Source organism: Pseudomonas sp. AC252 (genome assembly GCF_979258105.1).
The window spans coordinates 4,233,230-4,257,561 of sequence record NZ_OZ409837.1 but is presented as its reverse complement, the minus strand read 5'-3'; the positions used below and the strand labels follow the sequence as shown (position 1 = coordinate 4,257,561).

Genomic DNA, 24,332 nt, shown 5'->3' with positions numbered 1-24,332 from the left:
GAGACAGAAGGTTGGCGCTCCCATGAACATCCTTTACGACGAACGCCTCGACGGTCCGTTGCCCGAGGTGAACAAGGGCGAATTGCTCAAGGCCCTGCAACAAGCCCTGCCGGACCTGGACATCCTCTGGCGCGAGGATGAACTCAAACCCTATGAATGCGACGGCCTCTCCGCCTACCGCACCACGCCGATGCTGGTCGCCCTGCCCCGGCGTCTGGAGCAAGTGCAAACCCTGCTGAAACTCTGCCATCAGAACAACGTGCCCGTGGTCGCGCGGGGCGCCGGTACGGGATTGTCTGGCGGCGCGCTGCCGCTGGAAAAGGGCCTGTTGCTGGTGATGGCGCGGTTCAACAGCATCCTGCACATCGACCCCGCTGCACGTATCGCGCGGGTTCAACCGGGAGTGCGCAATCTCGCCATCTCCCAAGCGGCGGCCCCGTTCGGCTTGTATTACGCGCCGGATCCGTCATCGCAGATCGCCTGTTCGATCGGCGGCAACGTCGCGGAAAACGCTGGTGGCGTGCATTGCCTCAAGTACGGCCTGACCGTGCACAACGTGCTGAAAATCGAAGTGCTGACCATCGAGGGCGAACGCCTGACGCTGGGCTCCGAGGCGCTCGATTCAGCCGGTTTTGACCTGCTCGCCTTGTTCACCGGCTCCGAAGGCCTGCTGGGGATCATCACCGAAGTCACGGTGAAACTGCTGCCCAAACCGCAAGTCGCCAAGGTCCTGCTCGGCAGTTTCGATTCAGTGGAAAAAGCCGGCCGCGCGGTTGCCGAAATCATCGCAGCAGGGATCATTCCGGGTGGTCTGGAAATGATGGACAACCTCGCCATTCGCGCCGCCGAAGATTTTATCCACGCCGGCTATCCGGTCGACGCCGAGGCGATTCTGCTGTGCGAACTCGACGGCGTCGAAGCCGACGTGCACGACGATTGCCAGCGCGTACGGGAAGTCATGACAGCGGCCGGCGCCACCGAGGTGCGCCAAGCCCAGGACGAGGCTGAACGCGTGCGTTTCTGGGCCGGTCGTAAAAACGCGTTTCCGGCGATCGGCCGGTTGTCGCCGGATTATTACTGCATGGACGGCACCATCCCGCGCCGCGAATTGCCCACTGTCCTGCAAGGCATCTCGCGTCTTGGCGAAGAATACGGCTTGCGCGTGGCCAATGTGTTCCATGCCGGCGACGGCAACATGCATCCGCTGATCCTGTTCGATGCCAACCAGCCGGGGGAGCTGCATCGCGCCGAGGCACTGGGCGGCAAGATCCTCGAATTGTGCGTGAAAGTCGGCGGCAGCATCACCGGCGAGCACGGCGTCGGTCGCGAGAAAATCAATCAGATGTGCGCGCAGTTCAACAGCGACGAGTTACGGCTGTTTCATGCGGTGAAAGCCGCGTTCGATCCGCAGGGCTTGCTCAATCCTGGCAAGAACATTCCGACCCTGCATCGCTGCGCCGAATTCGGCGCCATGCACATTCACGCCGGGCAACTGCCCTTCCCCGAGCTGGAGCGATTCTGATGGCTGATTTCGATGCCGCCGAGGCCCTGCTCGATCAGGTCAACGCCGCGCGGGCCAATGCCACGCCGCTGAAGATTCAGGGCGGCAACAGCAAGGCCTTTCTCGGCCGCGAGGTGGCAGGCGAAGTGCTCGACACCCGTGCTCATCGCGGCGTCGTCCAGTACGACCCGACCGAACTGGTGGTCACCGCACGTGCCGGCACGCCGTTGTCCGAGCTGCTCGCGGCGCTGGATGACGCCGGGCAAATGTTGCCCTGCGAACCGCCGTCCTTTGCCGACAGCGCCACGGTCGGCGGCATGATCGCCACGGGACTGTCCGGACCTCGCCGGCCGTGGTCCGGCTCGGTGCGCGACTTCGTTCTCGGCACGCGGGTGATCACCGGCCTCGGTCAGCATCTGCGCTTCGGAGGCGAAGTGATGAAAAACGTCGCCGGTTATGACCTGTCGCGGCTGATGGCCGGCAGTTTCGGTTGCCTCGGAGTGCTCACCGAAGTGTCGTTGAAAGTCCTGCCGAAACCACGGCAGTGCCTGAGCATTCGCCTCGATATCGACTGCGCTCGGGCCTTGAGCAAACTTGCCGAATGGGGCCAGCAACCGCTGCCGATCAGCGCCGCGTGTCACGATGGCCAGAGTCTGTATCTGCGTCTGGAAGGTGGCGAAGGTTCGGTGACCGCTGCGCATCAACGCCTCGGTGGTGAGCCGTTGGACTCGGTTTTCTGGCGCGTTCTCAACGAACAGCGGCTGAGTTTTTTCGACGAAGGCTTGCCACTGTGGCGCCTGTCATTGCCAAACAATCTCGGCCCGCTCGAGTTGCCCGGCGAGCAACTGATCGACTGGGCCGGCGCGCAACGCTGGTTGAAGTCCGACAGCACTGAGATACACGCCCTCGCCCAATCGTTCGGCGGCCACGCGACATGCTTCACCCACGGCGCCGCGGATTCGCCGTTTCAACCCCTGGCGCCAACCCTGCTGCGCTACCACCGGCAACTCAAGGCGCAACTCGACCCGCAAGGGCTGTTCAACGCCGGGCGAATGTATGCGGAGGTCTAGCCATGCAAACCACCCTCAGCGAACAATCGCGGCAATTGCCCCGCGCTGGCGAAGCGGAAAAGATCCTGCGCACCTGCGTGCATTGCGGCTTCTGCAACGCGACATGCCCGACGTATCAAATGCTCGGCGATGAACTCGACGGGCCGCGCGGGCGCATTTATCTGATCAAGCAAGTGCTCGAAGGCGCACCGGCCACCGAACAGACGCAACTGCATCTGGATCGTTGTCTGTCGTGTCGCAACTGCGAAACCACCTGCCCGTCCGGCGTCGATTATCACATCCTGCTCGACATCGGCCGTGCGGTGGTCGACAGCGCGGTGCCACGCCCCGCCGCACAGCGCTTGCTGCGCGAAGGCTTGCGCGCGTTGGCTCCGAATTCGGGTTTGTTCAAAGGCTTGCTGCGCATGGGCGCGACCTTTCGGCCGCTGCTGCCGCGCCTGCTGGAAAGCAAACTGCCGCAGCGCTTGGGTGTTATGGGGTCGCGCCCTGCTCCTCGGCATACGCGCCGGGTGTTGTTGCTCGAAGGTTGCGTGCAACCGGGCCTGTCACCGAATACCAATGACGCGACGGCGCGGGTGCTCGATCGTTTGGGCATCAGCGTCACTCCGGTCAGCGAAGCCGGTTGCTGCGGTGCGCTCGACTATCACCTCGACGCCCAGGCCAAAGGCCTCGACCGCGCTCGACAGAACATCGATGCCTGGTGGCCGCATTTGCAGAACGGCGCCGAAGCCATCGTGCAGACGGCCAGCGGTTGTGGCGCGTTCATCAAGGATTACGGGCATATGCTCGCTGGCGATCCGGACTATGCCGGTAAGGCCCGGCAGATCAGCGAAATGACAAGGGACCTGGTGCAGGTCATCGCACAGGAACCGCTGGAACAAGTGTGCGCCGCCAGCGAACGACGCATCGCCGTGCATTGCCCGTGCACGTTGCAGCACGCGCTGAAACTCGGCGGCGCGGTGGAAGCAGTGCTGACCCGACTCGGCTTCAACCTCACGCCAGTGCCGGACGGCCATTTGTGCTGCGGCTCGGCGGGCACTTACTCGCTGACCCAACCGGTGCTGGCGCGGCAACTGCGTGACCAACGACTTAACGCCTTGGAAAGTGGCCGCCCTGAGTTGATCGTCACCTCCAATGTGGGCTGTCAGAGCCATTTGGCGAGCGCCGGGCGCACGCCGGTCAGACACTGGATCGAACTGGTGGATCAGTCGTTGGCAGAATGAAGTTCGTAGGTTTCTTCGTTTGCCCGCGTGGGCGAAGGCTGCGATCTTTTCCGGCATCCATTTCGTCACCGTGGCAGGAATTTTTTCATGACTGTGCAGCCGTTCGTCAGCCCTGACCTGATCCGCCAACGCTTTTCCCGAGCGATGTCTGACATGTATCGCGAAGAGGTGCCGCTGTACGGCGCGCTGATGGAACTGGTGGAGCAAACCAACCGCGACGTGCTGGCAGGTCAGCCAGACATCGCCGGGCAACTCAAGCGCACCGGCGAAATCGAGCGGCTGGACATGGAGCGCCACGGCGCCATTCGCGTCGGCACCGCGAGCGAACTGGCCACTCTCGCCCGCTTGTTCGCGGTGATGGGCATGCAACCGGTGGGTTATTACGACCTGACTCCGGCGGGCGTACCGGTGCATTCAACGGCGTTTCGTGCGGTGCATGAAGAGGCGCTGCAGGTCAGCCCGTTTCGCGTGTTTACCTCGCTGCTGCGCCTGGAGCTGATTGAAGATGCTGAACTGCGTTCGTTTGCCGAGTCGGTACTGGCCCGTCGTTCGATTTTTACTGAAGAGGCGTTGCGCCTGATTGAACAGGCGGAAACGGCAGGCGGACTGAATGACGCGGAGGCCGTGGAATTCGTCCGACAGGCTCTGGAGACTTTTCGCTGGCACCACAGCGCCACCGTTACTGCTGCGCAGTACCAGAAACTCAGCGCCCAGCACCGTTTGGTCGCCGACGTCGTTGCCTTCAAAGGTCCGCATATCAATCACCTGACCCCGCGCACGCTGGACATCGACACCGTGCAGCAACACATGCCCGCCCATGGCATCACGCCGAAAGCAGTGATCGAAGGCCCACCGCGCCGCAACTGCCCGATCCTGCTGCGCCAGACCAGCTTCAAAGCGCTGGACGAGCCGATCGCCTTCACCGATCAGCCCGAGACCCGTGGCAGCCACAGCGCGCGTTTCGGCGAGATCGAGCAACGCGGGGCGGCTCTCACGCCCAAGGGGCGCGCGCTGTATGACCGTTTGTTGAACGCCGCACGGGATGAACTGGGCGACTTCCCCAATGAAGCCAATGCCTCACGCTACGACGCGCTGATGATTCAGCACTTTGCCGAATTTCCTGACAGCGTAGAGGGCATGCGCGAACAGGGGCTGGCGTACTTTCGTTATTTCGTCACGGAAAAAGGTTTGGCCGCTGGAGGACTTGGTGAGTCGTCCCTGGAGGACTTGCTGCGCGATGGCTACGTGAAAGCGGAGCCGCTGGTGTACGAAGATTTCCTGCCGGTGAGCGCGGCGGGGATTTTTCAGTCGAACCTTGGCGATTCTGCGCAGACGCATTACGCCGAACATTCCAATCGCCAGGCTTTCGAACAGGCACTGGGGCGTTCGACTATTGATGAGCTGGGCTTGTATGCCGAGACGCAACGGCGGTCGATTGAGGAATGTGCCGAAACTTTGGGTATCAAGCTGACCTGACGTTTTCCCTTGTAGGAGTGAGCCTGCTCGCGATAGCGGAGTGTCAGTCACCCCATGCTCTGCCTGACCCGCCGCCTTCGCGAGCAAGCCCGCTCCCACATATTCCGGGGTGGGTTCAATATTGCGGGCAAACCACAGATCCCTTGCAGGAGTGAGCTTGCTCGCGAAAGCGGTGTGTCAGTCGCTGATGTTTTGCCTGAACAGACGCCTTCGCGAGCAGACTCGCTCCCACAGGTGTTGTGGTGGGCTCAAGATTGCGGCTAGCCAAAATCCCCTGTGGGAGCGAGCCTGCTCGCGAAGCAACCACCTCGGTCCCGGCAAATACCCAACTGCGCAAGAAGTTGCGCAGTTGGTCGTAATATTTCAGGGCCTAAATTCCCTGTAGCCCAAGCCGGGCAAGGCCTGCAGCCAAGTGCGCAAGAAGTTGCGCAGTACTGCGCAACTTCTTGCGCACTTTCTCCCGGTTATCGCGGTGAAAATCGCCGCGAATGATGACCAACTACCGCGCCGCCCCCGCCATCCGGGCATCGCACAAAACCTGGCACGCTCCTTGATAACAGTCAGCCACCCACCGGGCGATTTCGCCTCCGGGCACCCTAACTTTATCCGCAAGGAGAGCACCCCATGGCAACACCAGCGTACATGTCGGTTACCGGCGAAAAACAAGGCCTGATCACTGCCGGCGCTTTCACCGCCGACTCCGTTGGCAACACCTACCAGGAAGGCCACGAAGACCAGGTCATGGTTCAGGCTTTCACCCACGACGTGATCATCCCGCGTGACCCGCAATCCGGTCAGCCAACCGGTCAGCGCGTACACAAGCCAGTTGTGATCACCAAGGTCTACGACAAGGCTTCGCCACTGCTGCAAGCAGCTCTGACTTCCGGCGAGCGCATGAGCGAAATCGTTATCCAGTGGTACCGCACTTCGGCTCAAGGCACCCAAGAGCACTACTACACCACCAAACTGGAAGACGCGATCATCGTCGCCATCAACAACAAAATGCACAACTGCCAGGATCCAGGCAACGCGCACTTCACCCACCTGGAAGAAGTGCAGTTCACCTACCGCAAAATCACCTGGACCCACGAAGTATCCGGTACTTCGGGTTCCGATGACTGGCGTGCTCCAGTCGTTTAATTACGGCTGACCGTTACACGCATCGGCCAGCTCTGCTGGTCGATGTTGTTTACGCCCCTCCAGAATTTCGCGTACGTTGAGCCGCTTTTTTGCGGCCGTCGACGAGCGCCGCTGTACAGCACGAGGAACAAGGGATGTTCGCGCCGGCCAATGAAACCCACTTTGCCCTGACCATCGAAGGGCTTTCCGCCGATTTCCAGGTGTTTACCCTCACCGGTCGGGAAGCCATCAGCCAGCCTTTTGTCTTCGAGGTGGAGCTGGTCAGTGAGCAGCCGTCGCTGGACCTCGAAACCCTGCTGCACAAACCGGCCTTCCTGCAGCTGTCGCCCGACGGCAGCGGCATTCATGGCCTGATCTACCGCGCCGCGCAAGGCGATTCCGGCAAGCGCCTGACCCGTTATTCGGTGACCTTGCGCCCGCAACTGGCGTATCTGGCGCACCGCATCAACCAACGCATCTTCCAGAATCTCAGCGTGCCGAAAATCATCGGCATGGTGCTGGAAGAGCACGGCATCCAAGGCAACGCCTACGAATTCAAGACCGGCTCGATCTATCCCGAACGCATCTACTGCGTGCAATACGACGAGTCGGATCTGCACTTCATCCAGCGCCTGTGCGAAGAGGAAGGCATTCACTTTCACTTCCAGCACAGCGCCACGGCGCACAAGCTCGTTTTCGGCGATGACCAGACGGTGTTCCCGAAACTGGCCCCTGTGCCCTATCAGCAAGACTCGGGCATGGTCGCCAGCAACCCGGTGATCAAACGTTTCGACCTGCGCCTGGAAACCCGCACCAGCCGCACCACCCGCCGCGACTACGATTTCGAAAAACCGCGTCTGACCCTGGAAAGCGAAAACCGTGGCGACGCCCTGCCCGACCTCGAAGACTACGATTACCCAGGCCGTTTCATCGACCGCGAGCGCGGCAAGCACCTGGCCAAACGCGCCCTCGAACGCCACCGCAGCGACTTCCAGCTCGCCGAAGGCAAGAGCGATCAGCCGTTGCTGGTCAGCGGTCATTTCCTCGCCCTGACCGGACACCCGAAAGCCAAGTGGAACGACCTCTGGCTGCTCACCGAAGTCCTGCATGAAGGCAAGCAGCCGCAAGTGCTCGAGGAGTCGGTGACCAGCGACACCACCGCGCTGAAAGACGATTTCCACCAGGGCTACCGCAACCGCTTCCAGGCCACGCCGTGGGACGTACCCAACCGCCCGCCGCTGCGCCACCCGAAACCGCGCATCCTCGGCAGCCAGAGCGCAGTAGTCACCGGCCCGAAAGGCGAAGAAATCCACTGCGACGAATACGGCCGGGTCAAAGTCCAGTTCCACTGGGACCGCGAAGGTCAGGCCGACGACAAGACCAGTTGCTGGCTGCGCGTCTCCAGCGCCTGGGCCGGCGCCCAATACGGCGGCATCGCCATCCCGCGCATCGGCATGGAAGTGCTCGTCACCTTCCTTGAAGGCGACCCCGATCAACCGCTGATCAGCGGCTGCCTGTACCACAAGGAAAACACCGTCCCGTACGCCCTGCCGGCCAACAAGACCCGCAGCACCTTCAAGACCCTGAGCTCGATGGGCGGCGGTGGTTACAACGAACTGCGCATCGAAGACAAGAAAGGTCAGGAACAGATCTACCTGCACGCCCAGCGCGACTGGGACGAGAACATCGAGCACGACCAGAAAATCCGCGTCGGCAACGAACGCCACGACACCGTCGAGCAAAACAGCTACACCGAGTTCAAGGCCGAAGAACACCACACCGTCTACGCCGACCGCAAAGTCGAAACCCGCGCCAACGACCACCTCACCGTCGGCGTGAATCAGCACATCAAGATCGGCACCGGCCAGTTCATCGACGCAGGTCAGGAAATCCACCTGAGCAGCGGCATGAAAGTGGTGATGGAAGCCGGTTCGGAGCTGACCCTGGTCGGCGGCGGCAGCTTCATCAAGATCGACGCCGGCGGCGTGACCATGAGCGGGCCGGTGATCAACATGAACTCTGGTGGCAGCCCCGGCAGTGGGACTGGTGCTGCGCCGTTGATGCCGGGCGTGTTGAAACAGGCGGATGCCGACAAGGCTGGTCAGGTCCTGACCCCGGCGCAAATCAACACCCTCAAACGTAACGCGCCGTTCTGCGAAGAATGCGAAAAATGCAAGGCAGGTGCCTGTGCCATCTGAACGAATCACCCCCAAGGACTGGCTGGCGCAACAGCCGCTGCAAAGCGGCGAGCGCCTGTACCTGATCATCAGCGCCGCCAGCGACGCCGATGCGCTGAAAACCCTGTACCTCACCGAACCCACCGCCCAGCTCATCCCGATCTGGGGCGGCACGCCCTACTCCACCTGGCAACCGGTGATGCCCTACCTCACCGAACTCAAAGCCAACTCCGCCTTCCTGCCATGGATCGCCGAAACCGACGCCCTCGACTGGGGCTGGCTGGCGGTATCGCGTTCAGAACCGAACGAAGTGTTCGAACATCTGCGCAGCCTGACGCAGGTGAAAATGCCGGATGGCACCGAGGTGTTTTTCCGGTTTTGGGATGGACGGCATATTTATCCGATTCTGCGGGGACTTGGGGAGAAGGCTGGAGAAGTGCTGCCGGTGTTTGAGCGGTATCTGATTAATGGACAAGCGCTGGAAGTGGGCACGCGGGTGGTGCCGAAGGTGCGGGACTGGCCGTGGTGGGAGGTGCCGAAGGGGTTGTTGGAAGGATTGAGCAAGGACAATCCGGCGACGCTGGTCAGCAACCTGATGCAATGGCTGGAAGAAGACCGCCCGGACCTCTACACCGCGTGGCCCGAGAACAATTTGAAGCTGAAAATCACCCGCTTCGTGCGCCGCCCGGATGCGCCGCAAAATCTTAAAGAAGCATTGATAAACCACCTGATTCTGGAGCAAGGCTGATGGATCGCGTTGCCTTTGTTGACAACCAACTGAACACCTTCAAGGACAGTCTGAAGCTGTATCAGGAGCAAACCAAAACCTGGTATGCACAGGCCCTCGACAAGGGTAGCCGTGCCGCTGACATGCCGTCTTTGCTGGGCATGGAGCGTGTCATCAAGGCGGGCAACACCAGTAAAGCGGTGAGCATGACCGACGGTAGTTTTACGTCGAACGTGGCTCAATGTCCGCTCAAGGGACCGTTGCTGATCGAGAGCAAATTCGAATCGGTTTACGACATTCCCGTCGGCGATATCGAAGTCGAAATCGTGGCGGTGGACGGTGGTGCGATCAGCAAGGTAAAACTCGACGCCCAAGGCAAGGCCGCGTGGACCGGGGGTGTACCCGGCAAGTTCTACACGATTCGCGTCCATAACGAAGTGACCCCGGCGCAGATCGACGCCCTCTTCAGTTCCTACAGGGGTGTGACTGCGGACCTTGAAGGTTTCCTACGCAAGGAATGGGCCGGCTTCAAACCGCAATGGTCGAATCTCTCAACCTCCGGCACAGCCATGGCCATCGGCAACGGCATTCTTGAAGGTGGCTGGGAAGCGATCAAGGGCGTATGGGACGGCATCAGTCTCGTGCTCGACATCCTCCAGGACCCAGGAAAGTTTGCGAAGGATCTCGGCGCTGGCGCAGACGAACTGATCAAAGTCGCCAAAAGCTCGCCTGACATCATGAAAAAAGCCATGTTGCTGGCAAGTGACGAAGCTGCTTTGTTTTTGCTGGTACGCAGTGCGGTGATCTGGCTGGCGGGCTTGCCGCCGATGAAAATGGCAGGCGATGTAGCAAAGATGACCACGGCAATTGTGGTTGGCATTGCGATCGACATCGTGATCGGCGTGGTATTGACCATCGCGGCAGAAGGTACCGGCGTCATCTACCTTGCGGCCCGACTGAAGAAGTACGGAGAGCTTGTCATCAAGGCCGTGATCGGCTTCGTGAAGTCGGTGTTCAAGATCATCAACGGCTTTATGGAGTATGTCGCCAAGTACACCGCAGTGGCCGCCCGAGGGGTGACGGCGAAGGTCAGGAACGGGATTTCCGAGTTGCGTTTTGATGGGAAGAAAAACGCCAGACTTGCTGAAGGCAGAGTCGCTGATGATGTATCGACCCAGGCGACAAATCCCGCCGAAAAGAGCGCAGAACCTGCTGCAAAGACTTGCACTAGCGGCTGCCCTGTTTCGATGGTCACTGGCGAAGAGTTACTGACGTTAACTGATGGCCACCTCGACGGCCTGCTCCCATTTGAATGGACCCGCCTCTATCGCACCAGTGCTGTGGAAATCGACTGCGGTCTGGGCTATGGCTGGAGCCACGCGCTCGCTCATCGCATCGAGATCAACGGCGACGAAGTCATCTGGACCGACCAGGAAAACCGCTCCACGGTGTTTCCGCTTCCAAGTGAGCAGCGTCCGGCCATCACCAACAGCCTTTCACGTGCTGCCATTTTCCTGGGTGACGATCCAGCCGAATTGATTTTGGCTCAGGCAGGCAAGCGTCCATCGTTCTACCATTTCCGTCATGACAGCAAAGGCGCCAGCCTGATCGCCATCAGCGACAGCTATGGCAATCGGCTGCACGTCACCCGCGACATCCACGGCCGCATCAAGCGCCTCGACAACGGCGCCGGTCGCGCCTTGCTTCTGCGCTATGACCGCAAGCACATCATCGCCGTCGATTATCAGCAGTTTCTGCCCGCCGATAATCTGGAAGACGTCTGGACTACCGTGCAAACGCTGGTCACCTATAGCTACGACGCGCAATATCGCATGGTCGAGGCGAAGAACCCCGCCGGCGAAGCCGAACGCTATCGCTACAACGACCAGCATGTCATTCTCGAGCGGCAATTGGCAGGCGGCGCGGCGTTCTATTGGGAATGGGAAAACGAAGGCAAGCTGTCTCGCTGCACCCGTCACTGGGCCAACTTTTCGCAGATGGAAGCGCAGTACATCTGGGACGACAAAGGCAGCGTCACCGTAACCAACGCCGATGGCAGCGAAGAGGTCTACACCCACGACGATCAGGCCCGATTGATCCGCAAGATCGACCCGGACGGCGCCGAGCATCTCAAGGCCTACAACGACAAAGGCCAATTAATCGCCGAAAAGGATCCGTTGGGCGCCGTTACCGAATATCGCTATGACGATAACGGATTGATAACCGCGGTCATCCCGCCGGAAGACGAAGCCACCACTTACGAATACATCAATGGTTTCGTCAGCGACGTTCGTCGCGGCAAAGCCAGTTGGAAGTATCAACGCAACCGACAGGGTGATGTCACTGCGCAGATTGACCCGGACGGCAATGCCACCCATTACAGCTATGACCCGCAGGGTCGTCTGTTGGAAATCCGTCACCCGGACGGCAGCCGTCATCAACTCGGTTGGAACAATCTCGGTCAACTGCTTGAAGAACGTCTTCCCGACGGAGGTCAGCGCAAGTACCGTTACGATGCACTAGGCAGGCAGATCACTCGCCAGGAAGAGTCCGGCGCGATCACTCATTACCAATGGGATGCTGCCAATCGCCTTGCCCAAGTTACGCTGCCCGGCGGCGCCACTCGCGCATTCAGCTACAACGCCTATGGCAATGTCACTGCTGAACGTGACGAACTTGGCCGTATCACCCGCTATGAATATGCCGACAATCTTCACCTCGTCAGCCGCCGCATCAATCCCGACGGCAGCCAACTGCGCTACCGCTACGACAACTCGCGTCTGTTGCTCACTGAAATTGAAAACGAGCGCGGCGAGCACTATCACCTTGATTACTACGCCAACGGCCTGATTCAACAGGAAACCGGCTTCGATGGTCGTCGGACTGGCTACGAGTACGACCTCAACGGCCAACTGCTGAAGAAAACCGAGTTCGGCGACGACGGCAGCGAACTGGTCACCGAATATCAGCGTGATGCCGCAGGCCGGTTGCTTGCAAAAACGCTGCCCGACGGCGAAGAGATTCACTACAGCTACGACGCGCTTGGCCGCCTCGTTAACGTTGACGACGGCCACTGGCCGCTCGCCTACAAATACGACCTGCAAGACCGACTCATCGAGGAGCACCAAGGCTGGGGCACTCTGCGCTACGAATACGATAACGTCGGCCAGCTCAAGCACTGCCGCTTGCCCGATGGCAGCAAACTCGATTACCGCCACCAGCCTGGCGGGCAACTCACCAGCATCGACCTCAACGGTTCTCGCCTGACCTCTCATCAGTTCAACGCCGGTCGAGAGCAACAGCGCCAACAAGGTCTGCTGCTTAGCCAATACCAATACGATGAACAGGGACGTCTGCAAGCGCACAGCGTTAGCCAACGGGACAAGCACCTGTTCCAGCGTCGCTACAACTACGACGCCAACGGCAACCTCGCCGGAATCGACGACAGCCGCAAAGGCAACCGCAGCTTTCACTACGATCCGCTCGACCGATTGATTAGCGTGCGCGGCGCCATGCCAGAGAGCTTCGCCCATGACCCGGCAGGCAATCTGCTAGGACAAAATGACCTGCCCGTTGCGAATCTCGCCAACGTCAAAGGCAATCGCCTGCTCATGCAAGGCGACCGCCACTACGATTACGACGCCTATGGCAACCTGACCCGTGAAAGTCGCGGCACCGGACAAAAACTCGTCACCGAATACCGCTACGATTGCCAACACCGCTTGATTGGCGTCAGCCTCCCAGGCGGCAGCACCGCCACCTACAAATACGACGCCTTTGGCCGCCGCATCGAGAAAACCGTCGACGGCCATACCACTGAATTCCTCTGGCAAGGCGAACGATTGATCGCCGAAAGCGCACAAAATCGTTATCGCAGCTACATCTACGAACCGGGCACCTTCCGCCCGTTGGCAATGCTCGACGGCGAAGGCCCGCTAAAAGCGGCCCCGTTCTATTACCAACTCGACCACCTCGGCACACCGCAGGAACTGACCGACTACAGTGGCGAAATCATGTGGTCGGCGAAGTACCGCGCCTACGGCAATCTCGCAGCGCTGGATGTCAGTGAAATCGACAATCCGCTGCGCTTCCAAGGTCAGTATTTTGACGCCGAGACAGGCTTACATTACAACCGCCACCGCTACTACAATCCGGGTACTGGGCGGTTCTTGACGCCGGATCCGATCAAGCTTGCGGGCGGGTTGAATAGCTACCAGTACGTGCCTAACCCTACTGGGTGGGTGGATCCGTTGGGGTTGAGCAGCAATAACTGCCCTCCCAAGCGCGTTGATACTAGCGATTACCAGACGCGTAAAGATCTACGAACAGATATTTATGATGCGAAACGTCCAGAAGGTAGGCATGCGACAAAGCACACAAATGCACAATCGGCAGAACAAGCGAAATCGCTAAGTCTAGGCCAAGGCACCAGAGACGGAAAACCTGAGGCCTCCTATCTTCCCGATATCGCTAATAATGTGAGCGGATTTGAGAAACAAGCAGCGTACTCAGCAGTGCGCGATGGAAATGTGTTTGATCACGGCGGCTCAAGATATATGTTCTATAGATCAGAAACTCCAGTCGGCTACAACAATGGAGAACTGACAAACTGGGTCAGGATAGAGCTATCCAAAGCCGGCGAGCCTGTCATCCATAGTTTTCCAGCCGCCCCTGAACAGGTAAAAAAATATATGGGCAATGTGAAATGAGACCAAAACTAGAGCACAAGCTTCACCCTATACGCGTGCCAAGCGGTTGGACGATAACAATCAACAACCTATTTGAAGTCGAGCTTACACCTGATACAAGTGAATGGTTCTCCAGCTCGGTTTTGATTGGTGGAGTCCGCCGAAGCACTGGGCACTGTTTTGATTCTAGAGTGGAGCCGGAAGGTGATCCCGAAGGGTATTTTGTAATTGACTTTCTAACAATTGAATATGACCACAAAGGGAAACCGATAAAAAACTCAGAAATTTTCCTTGGAGAATTCAGAACCAAGAGCAAACTTGAATTTATCGAGAAGATCGAATCCTTTATGTTGGAAGTGTAAAAAATTTAGAAAAATGGAGGCAGATTTACTTTTTAAGCACTGAAATAAGTCTGTCCCCATTTGTCTGTGGTCAGCGAAGTACCGCGCCTACGGCAATCTCGCAGCGCTGGATGTCAGTGAAATCGACAATCCGCTGCGCTTCCAAGGTCAGTATTTCGACGCCGAGACAGGCTTACATTACAACCGCCACCGCTACTACAATCCGGGTACTGGGCGGTTCTTGACGCCGGATCCGATCAAGCTTGCGGGCGGGTTGAATAGCTACCAGTACGTGCCTAACCCTACTGGATGGGTGGATCCGTTGGGGTTGAGCAGCAATAACTGCCCTCCCAAGCGCGTTGATACTAGCGATTACCAGACGCGGAAAGAGTTAAGATCCGACGTCTATAACGCGCAGAGGCCAGGAGGCTTCCATAAAACGAAACATCTGAATGCGAAATCTGCCGACCAAGCCAGAGAATTGAGTTTGGGTAATGGATCACGTGGTGGTCAACCTGAAGCTTCTTATCTGCCCGACATCGCAAACAATGTTAAAGGATTCGAAAAACAAGCTGCATATGGGGCGATAAAAGATGGAAACGTATTCGACCACGGTGGCACTCGATTCATGTTTTACAGATCCGAACACCCTGTGGGCTACAACGAGGGACAACTTAAAAACTGGATAAGAATTGAACTAACTGATGGAGGAAATAAGCCTGTGATCCACAGCTTTCCGGCATCACCACAGCTAGTAAAAAAATACATGGGTAAAGCAAAATGAAAAAACTTGAATTCGAACTACAGCCACTCCGAGTGCCTAGCGACTGGACAATAACGATAAATAATTTGTACGAAATAGAACTAACACCGGAAACCGCGCACTGGTTTAGCAGTTCTATTTTATTAGGTGGTGCAAGACAAAGCACAGGCTATTGCTTCGATTCTAGAGTAGAACCTGAGGGAGACCCAAAGGGCGAGTTCGTGGTAGAGTTTCTTACAATTAAATACGATCGAAAAGGCGAACCAATCGGCGACTCTGCCAAAACCTTGGAAATATTCCGAACAACATGCAAAAAAAAATATATTGAGAAAATAGAGCGATACATGCGCGAAAATTGAAAACAACGAGCCAATCATTAATAAACTACGCATGCTATTTTTCATCAAAAACAAAACCAACCTCAACACTGTTACCTACAGAAGCTTTGGCTTCGGAGAGGCTTCAACCCCTACGAATTTAGGAATACAAACTAAATCATTCACGCAGATCAAATGAAAACTGTATAACCGCCAGCTGGCGGTCACCTGACTAGCATCGGCCTCAAGGTTCACGCCTCACGTCTCACCAATTCAACGCCGGTCGCGAGCAAGAGCGGCAGCAAGGCTTGCTGCTCAGCCAGTACCAATAACGATGAACAGGGCCGACTTCAAGCACACAGCGTCAGCCAGCGGGACAAACACCTGTTCCAGCGCCGCTACAACTACGATGCCAACGGCAACCTCGCCGGCATTAACGACAGCCGCAAAGGCAACAGCAGCTATCACTACGATCCACTGGATCGCCTGCTCAGCGTACGCGGCGCCATCCCAGAGAGCTTCGCTCACGACCCGGCAGGTAACCTGCTCAGCCAAAATCAACTGCCCGCAGCCAACCTCGCCAACGTCAAAGGTAATCGCCTGCTCATGCAGGGCGACCGCCACTACGACTACGACGCCTACGGCAACCTGATCCGCGAACGTCGCGGCACCGGCCAAAAGCTCGTCACCGAATACCGCTACGACTGCCAGCATCGCCTGATCGGCGTCAGCCTGCCGGGAGGCCGCACCGCAAGCTACAAATATGAAGCCTTCGGCCGCCGCATCGCGAAAAGCTTCGACGGCCACACCACTGAATTCCTCTGGCAAGGCGAACGCCTGATCGCAGAAAGCGCCGAGAACCGCTACCGCAGTTACATCTACGAACCGGGCAGCTTTCGCCCGTTGGCAATGTTCGACGGCGAAGGCCCGTTGAAAGCCGGCTCGTCTACTACCAACTCAAGCACCTCCGTTTCCCTCAAGGACTCGTCTGCTACACCGGCAAGATCATGTGGTCGTGAAGTACCCGGCCTACGATAATCTCGCGACGCTGCACTCAGCGAACTCGCTAGCATCGCCAGAAAAAATGAACCAGGGAATTTGAGACTGAAAACCCAAATGAATACCCGTCAGATAACGCTTGCAAATCGATGGACCGCAACCTTTCACAACATCGGTGAGTTTCGCATGGGCGTCGAGGGCTGGAGCTTGCTTCTACAGGGTCCGGATGACCAGACGATCAAATACTTCGCAGACCAGATTGTTCTAGCGAACGACGAGGACGGCAACCAGGCCAACACCTGCATTTTGCTCTCGGTCGATGGTGTTTTCGGCTATTTACGTACGGCCGTAGACGGCGACTGGGTGATCGATTTTGCGCGAGGGATGATTGCCCCTCATCGAGTAACGATTCGCCACCATCACGACGCTTACGACGAAAGCCTTGCACTATACGAACAGCCGGCCTTCAAACGTGCGCGCCAGTACATCAGTGTTGTCGGCAAACACATCTATCTGACTTTTCCGCTAACCAGAGATGAGGATTTTCCCAAGGTATGGGACGAATACCTGGCAATCCGCAAACGCCAACTGGATGAGCTTTACTTCGGAACCTGGCAAACGCATGGAGAGGTCCGGTAGTCATCTCCAACCATATACGTCGTCATATTCCCGCAGGTCCAACCCTCCCAAATTAAGCTTCACCTAAGCTTCCCCGCTAGCATCCCGGCTCATCAACCTGTCGTCTTGAGCCGTGGATGAGTCCCTCCGACATGAAAGCCTTCGATCTACCCTCCCAGCCGCAATCCAACTTCAGCCTCGTTCTGGTCAATTACAAAACCCCGGACATTACCCGCATGTGTCTGGAGCTGTTGCGCGAGCATGTCCAGGCGCAGGACATTCCAGTGTGGGTGGTGGACAACGATTCGGCGGATGCCAGCCTCGATTATTTGCGTTCGCTGGACTGGATCAATCTGATCGAGCGGCCGTCGCCGGGTAAGGAAATGGGGCATATTGCCCATGGCAAGGCGCTGGATCTGGCCTTGGCGAAAGTTGAGACCGATTACTTGTTTCTGCTGCACACCGACACCTTTGTCTACGACATGGAAGTGTTCGCGATGATGATGCGCGAATGCGCGAAAAGTGCGGACATGGCGGCGGTCGGTTGTGTTGAGCAGCTTGATCGTGGGTGGCTGCGAGATACCTGGCGGTTAACTTCGCGGTTCTGCAAACATCATGTTCGTCGACTCAAAGTTCGTCTTGGCCTGCGTTCGAAACCGCCACGTCCGTATAAAGAAACCCATCTGAAAAGTTTCTGCACGCTGTGGAATGCGCGTTTGATGAAGTCGCTGGGTTTGCACTTCTGTATGGATGAGGAGGTACCTGGTTACACGCTTCAGGATCGGATGGTCGAGTTGGGCTATGGCGTCAGGTTCCTCTCGCCGCGGAGGATCTTTCGCTATCTGGATCACATCCAGGCCGGCACCGTTGCGGCGGCGGGCACGTATGGCAAGGATCATCGCCGGACAAAAATGTACCAGCAGACCCTCAAACGCTTGCAGGCGCAGCACGGCAAAGCCGGCATGCAAGCTTCGACTTGATCGAAAGCAATAAAAAGGGCGACTGCAAAGTCGCCCTTTTTGTTCTGCAGATTCTGTATACAACTTTTGCAAGTAGTGGAGTTCGCCCAGTGTTACGGCCTGGCAATCCTTGCACCGGTAAAGAGCCCTGACACTGGGCGAACGCCGAGGATTTTAATTCAAACAAGTGGATATGTCGTCCTGGGGAAACATGAAATTTTTGAACTGAAAAGTTAAAAACTGTGTTTTACCGATTTTCCCCGAGAATTGTCTTACAAAAAACTTTACATGATTGCTCTCATACATAAAGCTGTACAAGAGCAATAAACTTGTAGAGCTACTACTCAACTATCGTGCTGACTGGTCACTTTCAAGATATCGGTATAAGTGACAATAACGCTCTGCCCTACTTTCAGATCCTTCAACTTGGCCTGAATCTCCGGCCTCTGCACATCGAGCGTCTTCGATTGTCCCGACGGATTTTCCAAGGTGACCTGATGGGTCTTCAAATCGATTTTGCTGATTTTCAACTGCACCTGAACCTGCCGATAAGCCTCACCGCCCGGGTTGTCGCTGCCCGGAGCCTTGCGCAGTTCGCCGGTACGTTCGGTGGTGCCTGGCAGACCTTTATCCACATCTGTATCGAGATAAGCGGCGACAGATCGCTGCACCTCGATCTTCACCAAGTCCCCTACTTTAAGATTGGCGAGGTTTTTCGCTTTGTCGCTGAGCTGAACGTGGACTTGTCGCCCCTCGGGGCCTTCCAGCACGACTTGATGATTGGCCGGGTCAACGGAGAGCACTTTGGTGGTAACGGAATCGGCCTCAACGGCGGCGGATAACGGAATGTCGGCAGCCAGAGCGCCGAAACTGGTGGCAGAAAGCAGCGTTGCGAGGGTGATGGCCTTGGCCAGAGCGTCGAGCTTCATATGCATTACTTTCCCTGTGATGAAATGGCGACGCCCGCTGCCGAATCGACTTCAGCGACGGGCGTGCCGGTGAGCATAGACGCTGTTCAGGGCTTGACTTGGGTTTGTGGGCCGCGGGTATGTGGCTCGGCGGTCTCTTGCGCCGTGGATTCGCCACTTGGCGTGCCTTTGCCGCTGTCCTGTCGCTGCTTGGGATCTGTCGGGCGTAGGGCGTCGTTATCGCGTTCGGTTTCGCCGGCCGGGCGCGGTTCGTCGGGGTTGTCGTTCTGGCTGATGGTGGTATTCATGGCAGGAGTCCTCAGGCTTCGGGATCGTCGAGTTCGCGGGCGAAGTTGACCTCGGGTGACTGCTTGTGCAGATCGTCGGCTTTGGCGCGTAGCAATTGCCATTGCTCAAGGTCGATCGCGCCTTGGCCGAGCAGGTCATCGGCGATGCGCTGCAAATCGAAATAGTGAGCGTCGGGCGATTGCTGCCAAAGAGTCTGATCGTCGAACAGGCGTTGCCAGGTGTTGAGGTCTGGGAGTTGCACGTCGTCGCTCATGGGTGAGTCCGAAAATGGCGGGTTTCTGGGTAGAGCGTATTGGCGAAGGGAGAGTTCCGAGCGGTTTGATTAGTGGTGACCTTGATGGCGCCATCGCTGGCAAGCCAGCTCCCACAGGGATTGGGGTTAAGCTGTAATTCATCGGTGTTTTTGAGATAGCTATCGCGAGCAGGCTCACTCCTACAAGAGCAAGAGCAAGAGCAAGAGCAAAAGATCGCAGCCTTCGGCAGCTGCTACAGTGATCGCGCCAACCATGAGGTCGAGTGTCAGCTCGCCTGCTCTTGGTCTTGATCCACCGGCGACGTCGGAAGGCTGAGTGGAGGGATTGATCCGGGCGTGGGAGCGCAGCGACCGTCTGGCGCGGCCAGACACAGCGGAAGGAGGTGCAGCGAAGCAAACCGTAGCCGCTGCGCCCGGATCGATCCCGCAGCGAAGGAACCCGAGCCTGCGAGGGCCGAACGTAGGAGATAGCGTTTTTTGCTTACTTTTTTAGGCGCTTGTAAAAAAAGTAAGTCGCCGTAAGGGCGAAACCCTAAGCAGCCGTTACCGCAGCAACGGATATGTACCCGGTCAAGCAGAACAAATCATCGCTCGACAAAAAGCCTTCGCGAGCAAGCTCGCTCCCGCAGGCAAACTGCACCTACCGTTAATACCCGGTCATTTCCAGATAGCCCTGGCCAGGATGGCTGCCATCAATCTTCACCGGACCTTCCCAGTAGGGAATACGCAAATCCATCCACGCATTGCGATTGAGCGCATCAACGCTGATATCGAGTTGCTTGTCAGGAATGCGGATCGACCATTTCACCGGCATCGGTCGATCAGCCACCTTGGCCGTGTCCTGCGGCGCAAGGCTGATCTGCTCGCTGCGCAATGTCTGAATCTGCCCGTCAGCTGCGATCCACGTGCCGGTCAGATAAGGTGCGCCGTCCTTCTGCCGCATGCGATAGAGCATCACATGTTCGCCGCTGTCCAGATGCAGCGAGAACCAGTCCCAGCCGGTCTGATTAGCGGTCAGCGGCTGACTGCTCCACTCGCGATCGAGCCACGCCGGGCCGCTGACGGTATAGGTCTGGCCGTCGATCTGCAGCGTGCCGCTGGCTTGAAAAAACGGCTGGCTGTAGTAATACGAGGCCTGACCTTCTTCAGATTTCTGGCTGAAACCCTGGTCGCCCTGCAGCACCAGCGGGCGGCTTGAGGTGAGGCGCAGTTGATAAGCGAAATTTTTGTCACGAGCACTGAGTTGCATGTCGCGCAACGGATCCTGCGCCTGGCTGGCAAACATCCAGTCGTCGATCCACGCCTCGAACGGCGCCAGCCGTACGCCGGCCTGCCCTACTCCGCCCCGGGCGTAGCGCTCGGCGGCGTGGTGCACCGAGCGCGAAGTAACCGCCGCATGGCCCAGCCAGATTGTTTGATTGCCCCACCCGGCTTGCTCGGCAACCGGTTTCAGGGCACTGCGAAACAGCGTCCATTGCACGCCGAAATCATTGCCTTGCTGATCCTTCAGATTGGCAGTGACGTACCACCACTCGATGCGAAAACCATCATGCGCGCCGTGATCGGCGGGAAAACTGAACACCCGACCGGGCACCACCGGGGTGAAGGATTGCGCCTGATCGCCCATGCCGGCAAAGCCCTTCTCCTCGGGTGCAGGCTGATCGCAGCCACCGAGCAGCAGCACCAGCATCAACACGACGCTGTTAATCCTCATGGGCAAAGGTCCTCAGCAAGTCCGCCGGTTGCGTGCGGTACAGCGAATACAGCGGCCATGCCGAAGCCAGTAAAGTCGCGAGCAAGGCCAGGCCCATCAATTGCAACAACTGCAACGGAAACACCCGCAACGGCAAGCGCCAGCCGAACGCCTGCACGTTGATCACAGCATCCAGGCACCACGCCAAGGCGATGCCCAGCGGCAGCGCCAACAGCAACGTCAATACGGCGAGCAGCCAGGTCTGGCCGAGGTTGAGCAGCATCAATTGTTTGCGCGTCACGCCCAGCGCCCACAGCGGTGCGAGTTGACTGAGCCGACTCTGGCTCTGGGTCAGCAGACTGATGAACAGGGCCACGCCGGCGACGGCCAAGGTCAGGCTGTTCAAGGCTGCCGTCGCGGCAAAGGTGCGTTCGAAGACTTGCACCGACCAGCCCTTGAGCCGGGCCTGATCGACGATGTGGTTGTCATCCAGCTCAAAGCGCGCCTGCAAGGCGTTGAGCAACGCCGGAATCTTTGGCGGATCGATGCGCAGATTGAAGCGGTTCGGCGTGAGCTGCGGCCAGCCGCGCAACAGGTGCTCGCTGCTGATCAGCACGTGCCCTTTCGGATTGCCATAGTCGGCGTAGATGCCGACGATGCGCGGCGACCACGTGCCGTTCGGTGTCGGAATACGCAGATGCTCGCCCGCCTTCACTCTCAGCCGTCGTGCCAGTTGTTCGCTGAGCATCACCGCATCATCCGTCGCCAGTTTGCCCCACGGATCGCTGCCACTGCTGTCGAGCAACGGCCAATGCTGGCGATAGTGCGGGTGGTCGATGATGCCGTAGACATCCGCCGGCCAGCCTTGCAGCGTCACCGAAACCTGCCAGTTGGGCAGCACAGCGGTGACCGTCGGCTGCTGCTTGAGCCAACTGTGCATCTCGCGGGCCTGCGCCGGGTTGGCCGGGTTGATGTACAACTCGGCGCTCAGGCGTTGTTCGAGCCAGTCGTTGAAGGTCTGGCGAAAACCGGCGGTCATGCTGCCAGCGCCGATGTTCGCCGCGAGCGCCAACAGCAGCGCCATCAGCGCCAGACTCAGGGCAGGCAGTTGCTGGCGGCAGTCGGCGAGAAACCACTGGCCGAGCACCGACCGACTGCGCCCCAGCAACGGGTTCAACAACGCGCTGAGCAGCACCGGCAAGGCCAGCGCGGCACCGAGCAACAGCCCGGCCATCAGCACGAAACCGCTGCTCAGGCTGTCGCCCCAGATCAGCGCCGCCAGCGCAATCGCCAGCAGTGCCGTCGCCAGCCAACCCTGCCGGCGCAACCAGCGCGAATATTGTTGATGCCACGCCTGCGGATCGGCCACCGCCAGCAACGGCAGGCGCGCCGCCCGCAGCAGACTGTTGGCCCCGGCCAGCAATGCGCCGAGCAAGCTCAGACCGATGCCGCTGAACCACCACCAGGGACTCAGACGCAACTGCCCCGCCACTTCCGCGCCATACAGACCGCGCAGGCTGGCGGCGACGTCCGGCAGCAGAACACTGGCCAGCCAGTAGCCGCTGATCACACCGAACAACCCACCGATCAGCGCCAGCACACCTAGTTCAACCACCAGACACGCGATCAGCATTCGCGCACTGACGCCGCAAGCACGCAATGTGCGCAGCAAGCCTCGGCGCTGTTCCAGAGCGAGGCCGATGGCGGCGTGGACGATGAACAAGCCGACCAGAAACGACAGAAATCCAAGCGCATCAAGATTGAGGTGAAAGCTCTCGGTCAGCCGCGCCAGATTGTTTTCTTCACCGCTGCTTTTGAGCTGCAAGCGTTCGTTGAAACTCGCTGGTAATTCCTGATGAAAATCCTTGGGCAACAGCAGTCGCGACAATTGCTCGGGTTGTTCGAGCAGGCGTTGCGCTACGCCGATGTCGACCAGCAACAACCCCGGCGCCATGTCCTTCTGCGCGAGCAGCGGCGGCAGGGTCTGGCCGTTCGCGGTTTGCGCTGTATCACCTTCGCGCAAGCCGAGCATTTGCAGGGTGTCCGGAGAAATCCAGGTGCTGCCCGGCGGGCTGAAAAATTCGACGATGCGCTCAATCGGCATCGCCTGCCCGGCCACTGCGGAATCCCCCGGCAACGACACCGGCTCGATGCCCATCACCTGAATCCGCTGGTCTTCGTGGCCCTTGAGCGTTAGCCGGCCCTGCAACACCGGCGACACCGGCCAGCCCTGACGGCGCAGCTCGATAAACCAACGCTGGGGAAATGGAGCACCATTTGGTGTGCTCAGGCTGGCTTGCGGTTCGCCGCCGATCATCTGGCTGGCCCGCGCGTAGCTGTCGCGGGCCTGGCTGTTCAGCGCCTCGACGCCAGTGAGCAGACTGGTGGCCAGCCACAACCCGGTCAGCACACTGAAAAACTGCACGGGATGGCGCCGCCAGTGGCTGAGCAGCGCACGCAGGGTTTGCCGCCAGATCATCAGGCCACCCGCCCGTTCGACAACACCACACGCTGGGCCAATCGCGCCGCGACGCGCTGGCTGTGAGTGACCATCAGCAGGGTCGTCGGCGTGTCATCGAGCAATTCCAGCAACAGCCGCAGCACTTCATCACTGGTCGCTTCATCGAGGCTGCCGGTGGGTTCATCGGCCAACAGCAATTTCGGCTGCGAGGCCAATGCTCGGCCCAATGCGACCCGCTGCTGCTGGCCGCCGGAAAGTTGTTCGGGATACCGCGAGAGCAGATCGCCCAGCCCCAGACGCTGCACCAGATGCGCCTGCCACCGCGGCTCATGGCGCCCAGCCAGGCGCGCCTGAAACGCAAGGTTGTCTTCCACGCGCAAACTGCCGATCAGGTTGAACTGCTGAAACACCAGACCGATTTCCGTGCGGCGCCAGTTCGCCAGTTGCCCTTCGCTCATGGATTCCAGGCGATGTCCGCCGCTGCGAATGCTGCCGCTGTCGACCTTGTCCAGCCCGGCCACCAGATGCAACAGCGTGCTTTTGCCACTGCCCGATTCACCCATCAGCGCGAGGCTGCCACCGGCCTCCAGCGTCAGGTCGACGCCTTGCAGTACCGGCAACGAACCCTGGGGCGTGGCATAGCTTTTGAAAACGTCGCGAACCTCAAGCATGAGCAAACCCGATCATTGAACCTGGGCCAAGGATAGCGGCCCGGAGCGGTATTTGTCCG

Annotated in this window: 19 protein-coding genes and 2 pseudogenes; 15 read left to right on the top strand and 6 right to left on the bottom strand. The window is 58.7% G+C overall.

Translation table 11 applies throughout. The annotated features are described in order from the left end of the window. Positions 1–22 precede the first annotated feature (22 nt). The 15 genes and pseudogenes from glcD (at position 23) to ACZZZ4_RS19375 (ending at position 17,999) form a co-directional block, all read left to right on the top strand. Positions 23–1,522, top strand: a complete 1,500-nt coding sequence (gene glcD, locus ACZZZ4_RS19445) for a glycolate oxidase subunit GlcD (protein WP_463548491.1) — start codon at positions 23–25, stop codon at positions 1,520–1,522. Then, positions 1,522–2,571 carry a glycolate oxidase subunit GlcE gene (glcE, locus tag ACZZZ4_RS19440; RefSeq protein WP_463548490.1) on the top strand — a complete coding sequence of 350 codons (1,050 nt, stop codon included), beginning with the start codon at positions 1,522–1,524 and terminating at the stop codon, positions 2,569–2,571. Before glcD ends, glcE begins: the two co-directional genes overlap by 1 nt. Before the next feature lie 2 nt (positions 2,572–2,573). Then, on the top strand, positions 2,574–3,794 hold the full coding sequence (glcF, locus tag ACZZZ4_RS19435; protein ID WP_463548489.1) for a glycolate oxidase subunit GlcF: 1,221 nt from the start codon (positions 2,574–2,576) through the stop codon (positions 3,792–3,794). Between the two features lie 87 nt (positions 3,795–3,881). Then, entirely contained in the window at positions 3,882–5,270 is a 1,389-nt protein-coding gene (hglS, locus tag ACZZZ4_RS19430; protein WP_463548488.1) for a 2-oxoadipate dioxygenase/decarboxylase HglS, read from the top strand. A 624-nt stretch (positions 5,271–5,894) separates the two neighbouring features. Then, entirely contained in the window at positions 5,895–6,410 is a 516-nt protein-coding gene (locus tag ACZZZ4_RS19425) for an Hcp family type VI secretion system effector (protein ID WP_007949952.1), read from the top strand. Between the two features lie 134 nt (positions 6,411–6,544). Then, positions 6,545–8,587, top strand: coding sequence for a type VI secretion system Vgr family protein (locus ACZZZ4_RS19420; protein ID WP_463548487.1), 2,043 nt, complete (start codon positions 6,545–6,547; stop codon positions 8,585–8,587). Then, positions 8,577–9,314: a DUF4123 domain-containing protein gene (locus tag ACZZZ4_RS19415; protein ID WP_129999826.1), complete on the top strand. Its 738-nt coding sequence runs from the start codon at positions 8,577–8,579 to the stop codon at positions 9,312–9,314. The genes ACZZZ4_RS19420 and ACZZZ4_RS19415 overlap by 11 nt, the downstream gene beginning before the upstream one ends. Further along, positions 9,314–14,002, top strand: coding sequence for an RHS repeat-associated core domain-containing protein (locus ACZZZ4_RS19410; RefSeq protein ID WP_415763003.1), 4,689 nt, complete (start codon positions 9,314–9,316; stop codon positions 14,000–14,002). The genes ACZZZ4_RS19415 and ACZZZ4_RS19410 overlap by 1 nt, the downstream gene beginning before the upstream one ends. Next, positions 13,999–14,343, top strand: a complete 345-nt coding sequence (locus ACZZZ4_RS19405; protein ID WP_167351290.1) for a hypothetical protein — start codon at positions 13,999–14,001, stop codon at positions 14,341–14,343. Before ACZZZ4_RS19410 ends, ACZZZ4_RS19405 begins: the two co-directional genes overlap by 4 nt. Before the next feature lie 64 nt (positions 14,344–14,407). Next, positions 14,408–14,672: pseudogene (locus ACZZZ4_RS19400) on the top strand (RHS repeat-associated core domain-containing protein); the annotation flags it as partial. Continuing rightward, complete coding sequence (locus ACZZZ4_RS19395; RefSeq protein ID WP_463548486.1) at positions 14,651–15,106, top strand: hypothetical protein; 456 nt, start codon at positions 14,651–14,653, stop codon at positions 15,104–15,106. The pseudogene ACZZZ4_RS19400 and the gene ACZZZ4_RS19395, both read left to right, overlap by 22 nt. Then, positions 15,103–15,444: a hypothetical protein gene (locus ACZZZ4_RS19390; protein WP_415763007.1), complete on the top strand. Its 342-nt coding sequence runs from the start codon at positions 15,103–15,105 to the stop codon at positions 15,442–15,444. Before ACZZZ4_RS19395 ends, ACZZZ4_RS19390 begins: the two co-directional genes overlap by 4 nt. Positions 15,445–15,621: 177 nt before the next feature. Beyond that, positions 15,622–16,462, top strand: a pseudogene (locus ACZZZ4_RS19385) (RHS repeat domain-containing protein); the annotation flags it as partial. A gap of 56 nt (positions 16,463–16,518) precedes the next feature. Then, on the top strand, positions 16,519–17,040 hold the full coding sequence (locus ACZZZ4_RS19380; protein ID WP_463548485.1) for a hypothetical protein: 522 nt from the start codon (positions 16,519–16,521) through the stop codon (positions 17,038–17,040). 131 nt (positions 17,041–17,171) lie between these two features. Beyond that, the gene (locus ACZZZ4_RS19375) at positions 17,172–17,999 is read left to right on the top strand and encodes a glycosyltransferase family 2 protein (RefSeq protein WP_463549290.1); all 828 of its coding nucleotides are present in this window, start codon (positions 17,172–17,174) and stop codon (positions 17,997–17,999) included. A gap of 323 nt (positions 18,000–18,322) precedes the next feature. Here the strand turns inward: ACZZZ4_RS19375 and ACZZZ4_RS19370 are convergent, their stop codons facing one another. The 6 genes from ACZZZ4_RS19370 to ACZZZ4_RS19345 form a co-directional block, all read right to left on the bottom strand. Beyond that, on the bottom strand, positions 18,323–18,907 hold the full coding sequence (locus tag ACZZZ4_RS19370; RefSeq protein WP_415763011.1) for a hypothetical protein: 585 nt from the start codon (positions 18,905–18,907) through the stop codon (positions 18,323–18,325). Between the two features lie 86 nt (positions 18,908–18,993). Next, on the bottom strand, positions 18,994–19,194 hold the full coding sequence (locus ACZZZ4_RS19365; RefSeq protein WP_463548484.1) for a hypothetical protein: 201 nt from the start codon (positions 19,192–19,194) through the stop codon (positions 18,994–18,996). Positions 19,195–19,205: 11 nt separating this feature from the next. Then, on the bottom strand, positions 19,206–19,448 hold the full coding sequence (locus ACZZZ4_RS19360) for a hypothetical protein (protein WP_463548483.1): 243 nt from the start codon (positions 19,446–19,448) through the stop codon (positions 19,206–19,208). 646 nt (positions 19,449–20,094) lie between these two features. Beyond that, positions 20,095–21,162 (bottom strand): lipocalin-like domain-containing protein, encoded by a 1,068-nt coding sequence (locus tag ACZZZ4_RS19355; RefSeq protein WP_463548482.1) that lies wholly within the window; start codon positions 21,160–21,162, stop codon positions 20,095–20,097. Beyond that, entirely contained in the window at positions 21,152–23,620 is a 2,469-nt protein-coding gene (locus tag ACZZZ4_RS19350) for an ABC transporter permease (RefSeq protein ID WP_463548481.1), read from the bottom strand. Before ACZZZ4_RS19350 ends, ACZZZ4_RS19355 begins: the two co-directional genes overlap by 11 nt. After that, positions 23,620–24,273: an ABC transporter ATP-binding protein gene (locus ACZZZ4_RS19345; protein ID WP_415763018.1), complete on the bottom strand. Its 654-nt coding sequence runs from the start codon at positions 24,271–24,273 to the stop codon at positions 23,620–23,622. The genes ACZZZ4_RS19350 and ACZZZ4_RS19345 overlap by 1 nt, the downstream gene beginning before the upstream one ends. Positions 24,274–24,332 lie beyond the last annotated feature (59 nt).

Excerpts from the sequence above, each read along its gene's own strand:
- glcD (WP_463548491.1), top strand. The coding sequence starts at position 23 with ATGAACATCCTTTACGACGAACGCCTCGACGGTCCGTTGCCCGAGGTG.
- glcE (WP_463548490.1), top strand. The coding sequence starts at position 1,522 with ATGGCTGATTTCGATGCCGCCGAGGCCCTGCTCGATCAGGTCAACGCC.
- glcF (WP_463548489.1), top strand. The coding sequence starts at position 2,574 with ATGCAAACCACCCTCAGCGAACAATCGCGGCAATTGCCCCGCGCTGGC.
- hglS (WP_463548488.1), top strand. The coding sequence starts at position 3,882 with ATGACTGTGCAGCCGTTCGTCAGCCCTGACCTGATCCGCCAACGCTTT.
- ACZZZ4_RS19425 (WP_007949952.1), top strand. The coding sequence starts at position 5,895 with ATGGCAACACCAGCGTACATGTCGGTTACCGGCGAAAAACAAGGCCTG.
- ACZZZ4_RS19420 (WP_463548487.1), top strand. The coding sequence starts at position 6,545 with ATGTTCGCGCCGGCCAATGAAACCCACTTTGCCCTGACCATCGAAGGG.
- ACZZZ4_RS19410 (WP_415763003.1), top strand. The coding sequence starts at position 9,314 with ATGGATCGCGTTGCCTTTGTTGACAACCAACTGAACACCTTCAAGGAC.
- ACZZZ4_RS19405 (WP_167351290.1), top strand. The coding sequence starts at position 13,999 with ATGAGACCAAAACTAGAGCACAAGCTTCACCCTATACGCGTGCCAAGC.
- ACZZZ4_RS19390 (WP_415763007.1), top strand. The coding sequence starts at position 15,103 with ATGAAAAAACTTGAATTCGAACTACAGCCACTCCGAGTGCCTAGCGAC.
- ACZZZ4_RS19380 (WP_463548485.1), top strand. The coding sequence starts at position 16,519 with ATGAATACCCGTCAGATAACGCTTGCAAATCGATGGACCGCAACCTTT.
- ACZZZ4_RS19375 (WP_463549290.1), top strand. The coding sequence starts at position 17,172 with ATGAAAGCCTTCGATCTACCCTCCCAGCCGCAATCCAACTTCAGCCTC.
- ACZZZ4_RS19370 (WP_415763011.1), bottom strand. The coding sequence starts at position 18,907 with ATGAAGCTCGACGCTCTGGCCAAGGCCATCACCCTCGCAACGCTGCTT.
- ACZZZ4_RS19365 (WP_463548484.1), bottom strand. The coding sequence starts at position 19,194 with ATGAATACCACCATCAGCCAGAACGACAACCCCGACGAACCGCGCCCG.
- ACZZZ4_RS19360 (WP_463548483.1), bottom strand. The coding sequence starts at position 19,448 with ATGAGCGACGACGTGCAACTCCCAGACCTCAACACCTGGCAACGCCTG.
- ACZZZ4_RS19355 (WP_463548482.1), bottom strand. The coding sequence starts at position 21,162 with ATGAGGATTAACAGCGTCGTGTTGATGCTGGTGCTGCTGCTCGGTGGC.
- ACZZZ4_RS19350 (WP_463548481.1), bottom strand. The coding sequence starts at position 23,620 with ATGATCTGGCGGCAAACCCTGCGTGCGCTGCTCAGCCACTGGCGGCGC.
- ACZZZ4_RS19345 (WP_415763018.1), bottom strand. The coding sequence starts at position 24,273 with ATGCTTGAGGTTCGCGACGTTTTCAAAAGCTATGCCACGCCCCAGGGT.